The organism is Nocardioides sp., assembly GCF_036401255.1.
Taxonomy (GTDB): Bacteria; Actinomycetota; Actinomycetes; order Propionibacteriales; family Nocardioidaceae; genus Nocardioides.
Genome location: NZ_DASWVI010000267.1, coordinates 17,577 through 31,242 on the forward strand (window position 1 = coordinate 17,577; position 13,666 = coordinate 31,242).

At 72.8% G+C, this 13,666-nt stretch carries 9 protein-coding genes and 1 tRNA gene; 7 read left to right on the forward strand and 3 right to left on the reverse strand.

Annotated elements, in window-relative coordinates:
• Window positions 1-109: 109 nt before the first annotated feature.
• Window positions 110-1,681 (forward strand): NAD(P)/FAD-dependent oxidoreductase, encoded by a 1,572-nt coding sequence (locus tag VGD85_RS12260; RefSeq protein WP_331063725.1) that lies wholly within the window; start codon window positions 110-112, stop codon window positions 1,679-1,681.
• Window positions 1,682-1,755: 74 nt separating this feature from the next.
• Window positions 1,756-1,831: transfer RNA gene (locus VGD85_RS12265), tRNA-Lys, on the forward strand.
• Between the two features lie 54 nt (window positions 1,832-1,885).
• Here VGD85_RS12265 and egtD read toward each other — a convergent pair.
• Both egtD and egtB read right to left on the reverse strand, forming a co-directional pair.
• Window positions 1,886-2,863, reverse strand: a complete 978-nt coding sequence (gene egtD, locus VGD85_RS12270; RefSeq protein ID WP_331063726.1) for an L-histidine N(alpha)-methyltransferase — start codon at window positions 2,861-2,863, stop codon at window positions 1,886-1,888.
• Window positions 2,860-4,185, reverse strand: a complete 1,326-nt coding sequence (egtB, locus tag VGD85_RS12275; RefSeq protein ID WP_331063727.1) for an ergothioneine biosynthesis protein EgtB — start codon at window positions 4,183-4,185, stop codon at window positions 2,860-2,862. The genes egtD and egtB overlap by 4 nt, the downstream gene beginning before the upstream one ends.
• 184 nt (window positions 4,186-4,369) lie before the next feature.
• Between egtB and VGD85_RS12280 the strand changes: the two genes are divergently transcribed.
• From VGD85_RS12280 to VGD85_RS12300, 5 genes are all read left to right on the forward strand, one after another.
• Window positions 4,370-4,945, forward strand: coding sequence for a response regulator transcription factor (locus VGD85_RS12280; protein WP_331063728.1), 576 nt, complete (start codon window positions 4,370-4,372; stop codon window positions 4,943-4,945).
• Between the two features lie 75 nt (window positions 4,946-5,020).
• A complete protein-coding gene (locus VGD85_RS12285) occupies window positions 5,021-7,273 on the forward strand; it encodes a catalase (RefSeq protein ID WP_331063729.1) in 2,253 nt (750 codons plus the stop codon).
• Between the two features lie 88 nt (window positions 7,274-7,361).
• Window positions 7,362-8,420 carry a YihY/virulence factor BrkB family protein gene (locus VGD85_RS12290; RefSeq protein WP_331063730.1) on the forward strand — a complete coding sequence of 353 codons (1,059 nt, stop codon included), beginning with the start codon at window positions 7,362-7,364 and terminating at the stop codon, window positions 8,418-8,420.
• Between the two features lies 1 nt (window position 8,421).
• On the forward strand, window positions 8,422-9,918 hold the full coding sequence (locus VGD85_RS12295) for an FAD-dependent oxidoreductase (protein ID WP_331063731.1): 1,497 nt from the start codon (window positions 8,422-8,424) through the stop codon (window positions 9,916-9,918).
• 148 nt (window positions 9,919-10,066) lie between these two features.
• Window positions 10,067-11,212 (forward strand): hypothetical protein, encoded by a 1,146-nt coding sequence (locus VGD85_RS12300; protein ID WP_331063732.1) that lies wholly within the window; start codon window positions 10,067-10,069, stop codon window positions 11,210-11,212.
• Window positions 11,213-11,236: 24 nt separating this feature from the next.
• Here the strand turns inward: VGD85_RS12300 and VGD85_RS12305 are convergent, their stop codons facing one another.
• Complete coding sequence (locus tag VGD85_RS12305; protein WP_331063733.1) at window positions 11,237-13,642, reverse strand: penicillin acylase family protein; 2,406 nt, start codon at window positions 13,640-13,642, stop codon at window positions 11,237-11,239.
• Between the last annotated feature and the right edge of the window lie 24 nt (window positions 13,643-13,666).

Sequence of the window (13,666 nt, forward strand, 5' to 3'; positions counted from 1 at the left end):
GACCCACCTCTCTCGAGCGCGCACCCGCACTCACCGTCGCCGGGTACATCTTGGCGCTGCCGTGCCCCGCGTGCAGGAAGACCGGTCAGACTCGCACTACGTTGGTGCGGTGACTTCGTCGAAGAGCAGCTATGACGCGGTGGTCGTCGGGGGCGGGCACAACGGCCTGGTCGCCGCCGCCTACCTCGCCCGCGCCGGCCTGTCGGTGCTCGTCCTCGAACGCCTCGACCACACCGGCGGTGCGGCGGTCTCGGCGCGCGCGTTCGCCGGCAGCCCCGTGCGGCTGTCGCGCTACTCCTACCTCGTCTCGCTGCTGCCCGACCAGCTGATCGCCGACCTCGGGCTCGACCTGCGGCTCGCGTCGCGCTCGGTGGCGTCGTACACCCCGACGCTGCGCGGCGGCCGCCCCGACGGCCTGCTCGTGCAGCGGCCGGCCGGCCCTGAGACGGCCGAGTCGTTCCGCCGACTCACCGGTGGCGACGCCGAGTACGCCGCCTGGGAGCGGTTCTACACCGAGGTCGGCACGCTCGCCGAGACCGTCGCGCCGACGCTGCTCCAGCCGCTGCCGCTCGAGCGCGAGATCCGCGAGCGCGTCGACCCGGCGGTGTGGACCGACGTCGTCCAGCGCCCGATCGGCGAGGCGATCGAGGCCCGCTTCGCCGACGACACCGTGCGCGGCGTCGTGGCGACCGACGCGCTGATCGGGACGTTCGCGTCCCTGCACGACCCTTCGCTGGTGCAGAACCGCTGCTTCCTCTACCACCTGATCGGCAACGGCACCGGCGAGTGGCGGGTGCCGATCGGCGGGATGGGCGCCGTCACCGACGAGCTCGCCCGGGTGGCCCGCGCGGCGGGCGCGGAGATCCTCACCTCGGCCGGCGTGAGCGCGATCCGCGCCGGCGAGGACCGGGCCGAGGTCAGCTGGGACGACGCCGCCGGCCGGCACACCGTCACCGCCCGGCACGTGCTCTCCAACGTCGCACCGTGGGTGCTGCGCATCCTGCTCGGCGAGGGCGAGGAGCCCGAGACCAAGCCGCAGGGTTCGCAGCTCAAGATCAACCTGCTGCTGGACCGGCTGCCGCGACTGCGCTCCGGGGTGGACCCGGAGGTCGCGTTCGCCGGCACCCTCCACGTCGCCGAGGACCTCAGCCAGCTGGAGGCGGCGTACGCCGACGCGGCGGCCGGCCGGGTGCCGAGCACGCTCCCCGGGGAGGTGTACTGCCACTCGCTCACGGACCGCTCGATCCTCGGTGACGCGCCGGCCGGCACCCACACGCTGACCTACTTCGGCGTCCACACGCCCGCGTCGCTGTTCGAGGCCGACCCGGTCGGCGCGAAGGAGACCGCGGTGGCCCGCGCGCTGGCAGCGCTCGACGAGCACCTCGCGGAGCCGATCGAGTCCTGCCTGGCCCGCGACGCCGACGGGGCGCCGTGCATCGAGGCCAAGACACCGCAGGACATCGAGCGCGATCTGGCGATGCCCGGGGGCCACATCTTCCACGGCGACCTCGACTGGCCGTGGGCGCCGAACCGGGCTCGGCTTGAGACGCCGGCCCAGCAGTGGGGCGTCCAGACCGACATCGGTTCCGTGCTCGTCTGCGGCTCGGGATCGCGGCGCGGCGGCGCCGTGTCGGGGCTCGGCGGCCACAGCGCCGCTCAGGCCGTGCTCGCCTCCCGCTGAGCCCGAGGCCCGGGCCACCCCACGATTTTTTCCACCGCTCGCCCGCTGGTAGAGTTCACGTCGCTTCACCGCACGCGCCATTAGCTCAATTGGCAGAGCAGCTGACTCTTAATCAGCGGGTTCGGGGTTCGAGTCCCTGATGGCGTACCACCCACGAAGGCCCCGGTCGCACCAGCGACCGGGGCCTTTCGCATGCGGACCCGGTCAGCGGCGGCGAGCCAGGATGATCGCGAAGTCGTCGTCGGGATCGGTCCAGGTGCGCGCCACCGCGAGGCCGGCGTCGTCGAGCTCCGCGCCGATCCGGTCGAGCCGGAACTTCGTGGAGATCTCGATGCGCAGCTCCTCACCCACGTGCAGGTCGAGCTCGAGATCGGCGCCGGGGATCCGCACCCGCTGCGGCATCTCGGCGCGCAGGCGCAGGTCCATCCGCTCCATCCGGGCGTCCCACAGCGGGGCGTAGCTGAAGCCGTCGGCGTCGAAGTCGGCGTCGAGCTCGCGGTTGAGCACCCGCACCGCGTTGCGCACGAACTCCTCGGTGACACCGGCCGCGTCGTCGTACGCCGCGACCAGCCGGTCGGCGTCCTTGACGAGGTCGACGCCGAGCAGCAGCCACTCCCCGCTGTCGAGGGAGTCGCCGAGCGCGCCGAGGAACGCCCGCCGCTCCTCGAGGTAGAGGTTGCCGATCGTGCTGCCGAGGAACGCGATCAGCCGGCGACCACGCCGCGGCAGGCGCCCCAGGTGCAGGGTGAAGTCGCCGACGACGGCCTCGACGGCCAGTCCGGGATAGCGGTCGGCGAGCGCGGTGGCCGCCTCGCGCAGCGTGCCCTCCGAGACGTCGACCGGGACGAAACGCTGCAGCCGGCCCGACCTGGCGAAGGCGTCGAGCAGCAGCCGGGTCTTCTCGCTGGTGCCGCTGCCGAGCTCGACGACCGTGGTGGCGTCGCACGCGCCGACGATGTCGTCGGCGTACGCCGTGAGGATCGCCCGCTCGGTGCGCGTCGGGTAGTACTCCGGCAGCCGGGTGATCTCGTCGAAGAGCCGCGAGCCCTCGTCGTCGTAGAGCCACTTCGGCGGCAGCCGTCGTGGGTGCGCGCCGAGGCCGCGTCTCACGTCATCGACCAACGACGTCGCCGCGCGCGCCGGGTCGAGCAGCACCGACACGACCGGCTCCACCCGGCTCATCCGGCGACCGCCGTGTCGCGGTGCCCGGCGGTCGGCGCGCCACCGTCGGCCAGCCGCACGCCGGTCAGCGCCCAGCGGGCGCCGTGGGGGAAGAAGTTGCGGTACGTCGCCCGGGCGTGGCCCGGGGGCGTCAACGCGCAGCCGCCGCGCAGCACCATCTGGTCGGACATGAACTTGCCGTTGTACTCCCCGATGGCGCCGGCCGGCGGGTGGAAGCCCGGATAGGGCAGGTACGCCGAGGAGGTCCACTCCCAGCAGTCCCCGTAGACCTGGCGGATCCGGCCGCCAGCCGGGGCTGCGCTCGCCGGCGCCGGGTGGAAGCTCTGCCGGTCGGCGAGGTTGCCGGCGGAGTGCACCGCGTCGGCCTGGCCGTCGGCGACGACCGCGTGCTCCCACTCCGCCTCGGTCGGCAACCGCTTGCCCGCCCAGGTCGCGTAGGCGTCGGCCTCGTAGCAGCTGACGTGGCTCACCGGCAGTCCAGGGTTGACCGGCCAGGTGCCGTGGAGCGTGTGCTCGAACCAGGTCCCGTCGTGCTGGGTCCAGTACAGCGGCGCCTGCCAGCCCTCCGAGCGGACCCGGCCCCAGCCGTCGGAGAGCCAGAGCTCGTGGCGCTCGTAGCCGCCGTCGGCCATGAACTCCAGCCACTCCGCGTTGGTGACCAGCCGGTCGGCGATCCGGTAGGGCTCCAGCCACTGGCGGTGGCGTGGCTGTTCGTTGTCGAACGCGAAGCCGTCGCCGTCGTGGCCGACCTCGACGAGGCCGCCCTCGACGTCGACCCATCCGAGCTCGTCTGGCTCGCAACGCGGCCGTGGCTCCCCGGCGTACGCCGGCTGCAGCGGGTTGCGCGACAAGACGTGCTTGATGTCCATGAGCAGCAGCTCCTGGTGCTGCTGCTCATGGTGGAAGCCGAGCTCGAGGGTCGGCCGCAGCTTGTGCAGCGTGCCGTCGTCGAGCCCGGCGACCAGGTCGCGCAGCCGGTCGTCGACGTTGCGTCGGTAGACGCCGACGTCGTGGGCACCGGGGCGGGTGATCACGCCCCGCTCCGGGCGCGCGTACCGCGGCCCCAGCGACTCGTAGTAGCTGTTGAACAGGAACCAGTAGGTGTCCTGGAACGGCGCGAACCCGGCCTCGTGGTCGGCGAGCACGAACGTCTCGAAGAACCACGTCACGTGCGCGCGGTGCCACTTGGTGGGCGAGACGTCGGCCATCGACTGCGCCGTCTGGTCCTCGTGCGACAGTGGGGCCGCCAGCGTCTCGGTGTAGGAACGGACCGCGTCGTACTGCTCGAGCACGGTCTTCGGGTCGGCTGCGACGGTCGTCATGCGGTACGCCCTTCCGAGAGAGGCGGAGCGACGGCGAACGTGCCGACGCCGAACATCCATGCCGCCGACCACCCTACGTGCGTCGGTCAATGCACTTCCTCAGCACCGCGGGGCCGCGACTTTCACCCTTTCGGGCGTAGCGCCAGACCGGCACCCGGAGCGCCGGGACCGACACCATGTGCACATGCCAGCGCAACCGACCCGGGTGGGGATCGTCGGCCACCAAGAGGTGCTGGCCAAGGGCTTGTTCGCCATGCTCGCCGAGCACCCGCAGCGGGTGGAGATCACCGAGCCGAGCGCCGCGGACGTCATCCTGTACGACGTCCTGGGGGTGCATCGCACGCGCGGCGAGGACCTGCAGCGGCTCGCCCGGGAGAACGCGGCCGTGATCCTCGCCGTCAGTCGCGACCTGCGCCCCGACCTGCGGGCGCGGGCCCTCGTGGCCGGCGCCCACGGCTGGATCTCGATGAGCGTGGGCTCCGAGGAGCTGGTGGCCGCCGTGGAGGCGGCCGCAGCCGGCACGGACCTGCCCGGCCAGGGCGATCGGCTGGGTCAAGACGTCGGGCTGACGCCGCGCGAGGTCGAGGTGCTCGCGCTGATCACCCAGGGCATGAGCAACCAGGAGATCGCCGAGCGGCTCTACCTCTCCATCAACTCGGTGAAGACCTACATCCGGTCTGCGTACGTCAAGATCGGTGCCACCTCACGCGCGCGCGCCGTCGCGTGGTGCCTGCTGCACGGCTTCGCTCCCCCGGACTGAGCGATCTGCGGCGGGGTGTCCTTTCGGACGGTGCGGGTACCCGGGCGGGACCACAGTCGTCTCGGGGAGGTCACCATGGATCCGAAGCAGATCGCGAAGGACGCCTTCGACAAGGTCGTCGCCGGTATCGCCGCCAAGGCCGCGGAGCTCGCAGAGCCGGCCGTGCCCGGCGCACCCGGCAGCGAGCCGCCCACACTCGAGGAGCCGACGCAGCCGCGCCAGCCGCTGCCGCCGACGCCCGACCAAACCGCGCCCCAGGTCCGCACCGCGACCGGTGTCGACACGGGCGCCGCGAGCGCCGACCGCGCGCAGCAGGGGGCCCACCTGACGACCTCGCAGGGCGCCCGGGTCCGCGACACCGACCACTCGCTCAAGGCCGGCGAGCGCGGACCGACGCTCCTGCAGGACCATCACCTGCGCGAGAAGATCACCCACTTCGACCACGAGCGGATCCCCGAGCGCGTCGTGCACGCCCGAGGCGCCGGAGCCCACGGCGTGTTCATCGGCTACGGCACCGCCGACACCGTGACGCGCGCGGGCTTCCTGGCCGAGGACGTCGAGACGCCGGTGTTCGTGCGCTTCTCCACGGTGCTGGGATCGCGGGGGTCGGCCGACACCGTCCGCGACACCCGCGGCTTCGCGACGAAGTTCTACACCGAGGAGGGCACCTTCGACCTCGTCGGCAACAACATGCCGGTGTTCTTCATCCAGGACGGCATCAAGTTCCCCGACGTGATCCACGCCGGCAAGCCGCACCCCGACCGGGAGATCCCGCAGGCCCAGAGCGCCCACGACACGTTCTGGGACTTCGTGTCGCTGCACACCGAGGCCCAGCACCACACGATGTGGAACATGTCCGATCGGGGCATCCCGCGCTCGTACCGGATGATGGAGGGCTTCGGGGTCCACACGTTCCGGTGCGTCAACGACGCCGGCGAGACGTCGCTGGTGAAGTTCCACTGGAAGCCGCGCCTCGGGGTGCACTCCCTGACCTGGGAGGAGGCGCAGCTCCTCGGCGGCATCGACCCCGACTTCCACCGTCGGGACCTGTACGACGCGATCGAGGCCGGCGCCTACCCGGCCTGGGAGCTGGGTCTGCAGGTCTTCCCCGACAGCGCTGACCAGATGTTCGGGGGCATCGACCTGCTCGATCCGACCAAGGTCGTGCCCGAGGAGCTCGCGCCGGTGCAGCCGGTCGGCCTGATGGTGCTGACCGGCAACCCGACCAACTTCTTCGCCGAGACCGAGCAGGTCGCGTTCCACGTCGGGCACCTCGTGACCGGGATCGACGTCACCGACGACCCGCTCCTGCAGGCGCGGCTGTTCTCCTACGTCGACACCCAGCTCACCCGGCTCGGCGGACCGAACTTCTCCCAGATCCCGATCAACCGTCCCCACGCGCCGGTCAACGACATGCTGCGCGACGGCCTGCACCAGCACGCGGACCACGTCGGCGTCGCCCCGTATCGACCCAACTCGCTCGACGGCGGCTGCCCCTTCCATGCGGGCGCGGACGACCGCGCGCTCGAGGACCTGGCGGTCCGCGTGGCCGAGTCGACCAAGGTGCGCGCCAGCCCGGCGTCGTACGACGACCACTACAGCCAGGCCCGGCAGTTCTGGCTGAGCATGTCGCCGGTGGAGCGCGAGCACATCGTGCGCGCCTACACCTTCGAGCTCGGCAAGTGCTACGAGCAGGCGATCAAGGAGCGCCAGCTCCAGTCCCTGGCCAACATCGACCCGGTGCTGTGCGCCGAGGTGGCCACCGGGCTCGGCCTGCCCGCTCCGGAGCCCACGATCCCTCTGGCCGACGCGGAGCCCAGCCCGGCCCTGTCCCAGGTGGGCGAGGCCTGGCCTCCGGACGGGCGGATCGTCGGCGTCGTGGTTGACCCCGACGGCGACCTCGCGGGTGTCGAGGAGCTGCGTGCGCAGGTGTTCGCGGCTGGGATGGTGCCGCTGGTGATCGGCCCGCACGGCGGCACGATCGGCGCCCTGACGGTGCAGCGCACGTTCGCGACTGCCCGCTCGGTCGAGTTCGACGCGGTCCTGCTGGCCGGGTCCCCCGCCCCGGCCCCGGACGCCCTCCCGGCACGCGACGCCAAGGCGGGTGCCGCCGCCACCACGGTCGACCCGCGCGTCGTCCTCCTCCTCGAGGAGTGCTTCCGCCACGCCAAGGTCATCGGCGCCTGGGGCGCGGGGACCGCGGCTCTCGATGCGGCCGGCTGTGGCCAGGAGGCAGGCATCGTCCGCGGCGAGTCGGCCGAGACCGTCTTCGCCGGCGCGCAGGAGCAGATGGCCTTCCACCGCGCCTGGGAGCGGTTCACCTCATGACGGGTGCCGGCCATCTCTTCCGTGCTCTCACCGGCCCCAGACCGCGCGTCGTGGCATGCCGGCAGGCCTCACGGGGCACCCGGGAGGAATGAGCAGCGACACCCGGGCCCGCGAGGCCAGGATCGACGAGGAGGGGCCGGTCGACTCACCGGCCGACCTCTCCCGGCGCTCCTGGATCTTCGTCGCCCGCAAGACCGTGCGGGAGTTCTCCGACGACCAGTGCACGGACTTGGCGGCCGCGCTCACCTACTACGCCGTGCTCGCGGTGTTCCCGGCCGCGATCGCACTGACGTCGCTGCTCGGCCTCGTCGGGCAGGGCACCAGCAGCGTCGAGACGCTGCTGGGCATCATCGAGGACCTCGGCGGGGCCTCGATCGTCGACAGCGTGCGGGACCCGCTGCTGGAGATCAGCCGTTCGCAGACCGCCGGGCTGGCGTTCGCCCTCGGCCTCGCCGGCGCGCTCTGGTCGGCGAGCGGGTACGTCGGGGCGTTCGGTCGCGCCATGAACCGGATCTACGAGATCCGCGAGGGGCGCCCGATCTGGAAGCTGCGCCCGATGATGCTCGCGCTGACCCTGGTGCTGGTCGTGCTCGCCGCCGCCGTCCTGCTCGCGCTGGTCGTCACCGGTCCGGTCACGGCCTCGGTGGGCGACGCCCTCGGCGTCGGGTCGACGCTCCAGCAGGTGTGGAACATCGCGAAGTGGCCGGCGATCGCCGCCGCGGTCGTCGTGATGGTCGCCCTGCTCTACTACGCGACGCCCAACGTGCGGCAGCCGCGATTCCGCTGGGTCAGCGTCGGCGCCGTCCTCGCGATCCTCACCTGGGCCCTGGTGTCGGTCGCGTTCGGCTTCTACGTCGCGAACTTCTCCTCCTACGACAAGACCTACGGGGCGCTCGGCGGCGTGATCGCCTTCCTGCTCTGGATCTGGTTGACCAACCTCGCGCTGCTCTTCGGCGCCGAGCTCGACGCCGAGCTCGAGCGCGGCCGCGAGCTGGAGTCCGGCATCCCGGCGGAGCGCGAGATCCAGCTGCCCCCGCGCGACACCCGCAACATCGACAAGGCCCGTGCGAAGGACGAGGACGACGAGCGGCGCGGCCGCACGATCCGGTTGCGCGCCCGGCGCTCGTCCGGCCGCAGGGGCCACTGACATGGCCCTCACCTCCGTGTGGCGCGACCGTCACCCGGTCGACACCGACGCCTCCGCCACGGTCGGCGGCGAGTGGGACGTCGTCGTGGTCGGCGCGGGCATCACCGGGCTCACCACGGCCGCCCTCCTCGCCCGGGCCGGCCGGTCCGTGCTGGTCGTCGAGGCCCGGCACGTCGGCGCCGGGACGACCGGTGGCAGCACCGCCAAGGTCAGCGTCCAGCAGGGCACGCAGTTCTCCCGCATCGCCCGTCGGCATCCGGCCTCGGTGCTGCGCAAGTACGCCGCGGCCAACCTCGAGGCGCTCGCCTGGGTCGAGCGGTTCTGCGCCGACCACGGCGTCGCGCTGCAGCACCGGCCGGCGTACACCTATGCGACCTCCGCCTCCGGGACCCGCTCGGTCCGTGCGGAGCTCGAGGCCCTGCACCGGGCCGGCATCGAGCAGGCGGCCTGGACCGAGGAGCTGCCGCTGCCGTTCCGGGTGCGTGGTGCCGTGCTCGTGCCCGACCAGGCCCAGCTCGACCCCCTGGAGCTGCTCGACGCCCTCGCGCGCGACGTTCGCGAGCACGGGGCCACGATCGTCGAGGGCGCGCGGGTGCACCGGGTGCACGGTCACGGGCCGCACCGGCTCGTCACCGACGTCGGCGACGCCGAGGCCGGGACCGTGGTGCTCGCGACGAACATGCCGATCCTCGACCGGGGCGGCTTCTTCGCGCGGGCCAAGCCGGCCCGCTCCTACGGACTGGCGTTCCGGACGCCGACCCAGGCGGTGGACGGCATGTACCTCTCCGCCGACGCACCGACCCGCTCGCTGCGCGACACCGTCGCCCCCGACGGCCGCGGCAGCATGCTCCTCGTCGGCGGCGAGGGCCACAAGACCGGAGCCGCGACCTCGGAGCTCGAGCACCTCGAGGGGCTGCGCCGGTGGACGCTGGACCACTTCCCGGAGGCGGTCGAGACCCATGCCTGGTCCGCCCAGGACTACGTGCCCCACCACGCCCTGCCGTTCGTCGGTCCGATCCTCCCCGGGACCGACGGGCTGCTCGTCGCGGGCGGCTACTCGAAGTGGGGCATGACCAACGGGGTCGCCGCCGCTCTGGCGCTGGCCGGCCGGATCCTCGACGGCCATCAGGAGTGGGCCTCGGCGTTCGACCCCTGGAGCACCCGGGAGCTCGCCGGCCTGCCGGAGAGCGCTCGCCTCAACGCCGAGGTCGCGATCGAGCTGACCACCGGCTGGCTGCGGCCGCTGCGCGGCCTCGGCGGCGCCACCCCGGCCGAGGGCGGTGGCGAGGTGCGGCTGGACCGCATCGGCACCCCCACGGCCGTGAGCCGGACCGACGGCGTCGACCACGCCGTGTCCGCGGTGTGCAGCCACCTCGGCGGCATCGTGCGATGGAACGACGCCGAACGCAGCTGGGACTGTCCCCTGCACGGCTCGCGCTTCGGGCCCGAGGGCCACGTGCTCGAAGGCCCCGCGACCTGCGGGCTGCGGCGCCGCTGACCCGTCCGAACCGGACCGTCGGCGCGACTTCCTCAAGACAGCCACAAGGTTCCTCCACGCTGCGGCAACGGTTCGTCCACGGACCCGGATCCGGCCGATCCGGCATGTCACGCTCCTCGGGTCACCCCGAACGACCCGAGGAGCCACCGTGCGAGCACGACTCGTCACCGCCGCGGCCGCAGCCGCCCTGCCCGCCGTCCTGGCGCTGGGCCCCGCGCCGGCGGTCGCCGACGCCGGCGGCAACAACGGCACGATCAAGGTCGCCGAGGTCGACCAGCTCGGCACCGAGAGCAACGACCCGCACGTCGGGTGCACGTTCGCCCTGGAGTGGTACGGCTTCGACGCCGGCGCCACGTCGGTCGTGAGCTTCGAGAGCCAGGACCACGACGTCGCGATCACCGGTGTGCACGGCGCGACGACCGTGCGGCTGGCCGACGACGCCGCCCAGGGCGGCAACGACCTCGACGGCCGGGAGATCTACACGCTCGAGTTCGCGGGCGACCCGCACCCCGAGCAGGGCTACCACGTGAAGGTCACCACGGACACCGAGGGCTCCCGCGGGGCCGACACCAAGTCGAAGACGTTCTGGGTCGGCCCCTGCGAGGACGGCGACGACGCCGGCGGCACCGGCACGCCCACCGGGCCGACCGAGACCGGCCCGGGCAGCACGACCCCGTTCTCGTGGGACTGGCGCTACGCCGACCCGACGTGCGACGCCCTCAGCGTGGCGTACCCGGCCGACCTCCCGAGCGGCCAGGCCAACGACGTCAACGTCCGCATCGAGACCGACCGCGGCCAGGTCACCTTGAACTTCCACAACAACGCCGGCACCTGGAGCGGCACCACGCTGTTCCCCTTCACGACCCACCCGGGCTGGCCGGCCGACGTGGCGTCGTACACCATCACCTGGGTCCAGGTCGGCGGCACCAACTACCACTGGCAGGGCGAGGTCGCCTGCGCCACCGACGGCGACCCGCTCACCCCGGACGTGCCGCAGGCCGTGACCGAGGTGTCCGGGTTCCGCACCGGCGCGCTCGGCCTCTCCCGCGGCGCGACCCCGCCGGCCGACGCGATCGAGGTCGAGCAGGCCGGGACCGAGACGGTGACCTTGGAGCGCTTCACCGGCGGCACCTGGCAGGCCGCGCGCACCGTGCGGACCACCGCCCGGGGCACCGCCCGGGTGACGTTCCCCCGGCTGACCGCCCGCGGGACCCACCTGTTCCGCCTCAGCGTGTCGCAGACGCTCCACAGCACCGGCGCCACCACGGGGACCCTCACCGTCCGGGTCCGCTGACCCGTCGCCGGACCGTCGAGGGCGTCACCCCCGCACGACGAACCTGCGCACGAGGTCGCGGCGGATCTGCGCGTCGGTCCACGCGAAGTGCACCCACTGCTTGCGCGAGAACATCCGCGTCTGGTCGGAGGAGTACGGCGAGCGCGGGTTCTCGGCCTGGCCGTAGGTCAGGATCGTGCGCGCGTCGACCCGCCCGCCCGGCAGGAACGAGATCGCCTGGATGTGCGACGAGCCGTAGGTGATCGGCCGGTAGCGGTCGGTGTTGTCCCGCGCCCACCGGGACGCGAGCGCGTTGGCGTTGCCGACCGCGTCGCCGGTGCCACCCCCGAGCGGGATCGGCGGCGCGCCCCGGTCGCCGGCGACCTGGAGCGACCCCCAGGTCGCGTCGAAGGGGATGCCCCGCTCGCGCAGCGACGCGATCGCGTCGGCCATCGCCTGCACCACCTGCGGGTTGGCGACGTCGAGGTCACGTGGGGTGTTCAGCGGGTCGGCCGGGTCGAACGGGGTGAGCCAGACCGGGTCGACCGCGTCGACGGGCAGGCTGGGCAGCCGGGCCACGAACTCCTCGAAGATGTGGGTGCCGACCGAGTCGGTGTTCGAGCGGCCGTCCCAGTCGTGCAGCACCTGGCAGGCCTCGGTCTCACCGGTGGCCGCGCAGACGGTGTCGAGCGCGCCGTTCGCGCGCATCACCTCGGCGGTCATCAGCCGGTTCTCGTGCTCGTGCCCGCGCAGGCTGCGTGGCGACTCCTTGGCGCCCGCGGCCAGCCGGTCCATGACGTAGTGGGAGACCATCCGGGTCCGCATCGTGCGCACGCAGCGCTCGCAGCCGATGATGCCGGCGTACCCCTCCAACGGCTGGGCCGGGTTGGGCAGCCAGTAGGAGTCGTTGGCGTTCATCACCCAGTCGCGGCGCACCTCCATCGGCAGGTTGGCCGGCCCGAAGATGCCGGGCCGCTCGGCGTCCGCGTCGGACCCCCAGGCGCAGCGCGAGTCCGCGAACGTGCCGTCGAGGCCGGGCAGACCCGCGACCTGGTCGAGGACCAGCCCGGTGGGGGTCATGCACTGCTGCGCCAGGGCATCGGGCACGTTGGGCACCACCGAGTGGTCGGCGTACAAGACGTTGCCGCGCCGGTCGGCGGCGGTGGTGTTGACCCAGGGCATGCCGCCGGCCGCGTCCTGGCGCCGGAGCAGGTCACGGACGCCGGTCGCCTTGCCCATGTCGAGGAACGTGTCGATCGTGCGCAGGTGCTCGGCGTTGGCGTCGCGGATCGCCCACACGCTGGCCGGGCTCCACGGCATCAGCAGCGCGGGCGCGTCGATCACGTACCCCTGCGGCGTGCGGTAGAGGTCCTCGGTGACGGTGCCGAGTGATCCGTCGTCCTTCTTGACCGTGACCTTCACGGTGTCGTGGATCAGGTCCTTCGGTCCCGCGTCGGTGAGGTAGGTGGTGCCGGGGCCGACGGTCTTGTACTCGTACGGCGTGAACCGGTACGCCGTCGACACCGTGTGGCTCCAGGCCACGTGCTTGTTCCAGCCGATGTTGACGACCGGCGAGCCGATCAGGGAGGCCCCGGCCACGTCGTAGCGCCCCGGGATCGTGAGGTGCTGCTGGGTGAAGTGGTAGCGGCCGCGCCACGGGAAGTGTGGGTTGCCGAGCAGCATGCCCTTGCCGGTCGTGGTCGCGGCTCCGCCGACCGCGGTGGCGTTGGAGCCGAAGGGCGCCTCGGGGTCGCGGCCGAGTCCCCTCAGCAGGGCGTCGCGGTCGACGTCCGCGGCCTGGACCGGCAGCTCCGGAAGCCCGGGGTCGGCGGCCGACGGCGGCGCCGCATCGACGATCTCCTTGACGAACACGCCGGCGGAGGCGAGCAGGTTGGCCAGGTAGACGCCGTACCAGAGGTCGAGCGCGGTCACGTTCGGCTTCAGGTACGGCGCGCCGGCGCAGGCCGGGTCGGTGACCTTGTTGCTCCGCAGCCACTCGTTGGCCCCCGCGACGTAGCCGTCGACCATCGCGCGGGCCTCGCGACCCGGCCCGCGGACCGGGTCCTTCAGCAGCCGCTCGACCACCCGGCGCTGGTGCAGGGACGCGACGAACGCGTCCACCTGCAGGTTGGAGGCCTGCAACGTGACCTGGTCGTTGTAGCGCTTGTCCGGGCCGAACCACCGCGAGCGCTCACCCCGCGCGGTCACCAGCGTGTCGGCCAACGTGCACACGGACGCGTCGGTGGCGGCGTACCCGGCCCCGAAGCCGAGGGAGCCGAAGTCGTCCGCAGTGATGTGCGGGATGCCGTGCTCGGTGACCTCGATCGTCGCGCGGTAGGTCCGCGCGCGGTCGCGCGCGGACCCGGGTGCCGCGTCGGCGGCGGGGAGCGCGACCGCGGCGAGCGGCAGCAGGGTCGCGGTGGCGGTGACGGCGATCAGGCGTCGGAGCATGCCCGCACAACGGGCGGGGTGAGT

Excerpts from the sequence above, each read along its gene's own strand:
- VGD85_RS12290 (WP_331063730.1), top strand. The coding sequence starts at position 7,362 with ATGAGCAGCGACACCCGGGCCCGCGAGGCCAGGATCGACGAGGAGGGG.
- VGD85_RS12305 (WP_331063733.1), bottom strand. The coding sequence starts at position 13,642 with ATGCTCCGACGCCTGATCGCCGTCACCGCCACCGCGACCCTGCTGCCG.
- egtD (WP_331063726.1), bottom strand. The coding sequence starts at position 2,863 with ATGAGCCGGGTGGAGCCGGTCGTGTCGGTGCTGCTCGACCCGGCGCGC.
- VGD85_RS12295 (WP_331063731.1), top strand. The coding sequence starts at position 8,422 with ATGGCCCTCACCTCCGTGTGGCGCGACCGTCACCCGGTCGACACCGAC.
- VGD85_RS12285 (WP_331063729.1), top strand. The coding sequence starts at position 5,021 with ATGGATCCGAAGCAGATCGCGAAGGACGCCTTCGACAAGGTCGTCGCC.
- VGD85_RS12280 (WP_331063728.1), top strand. The coding sequence starts at position 4,370 with ATGCCAGCGCAACCGACCCGGGTGGGGATCGTCGGCCACCAAGAGGTG.
- egtB (WP_331063727.1), bottom strand. The coding sequence starts at position 4,185 with ATGACGACCGTCGCAGCCGACCCGAAGACCGTGCTCGAGCAGTACGAC.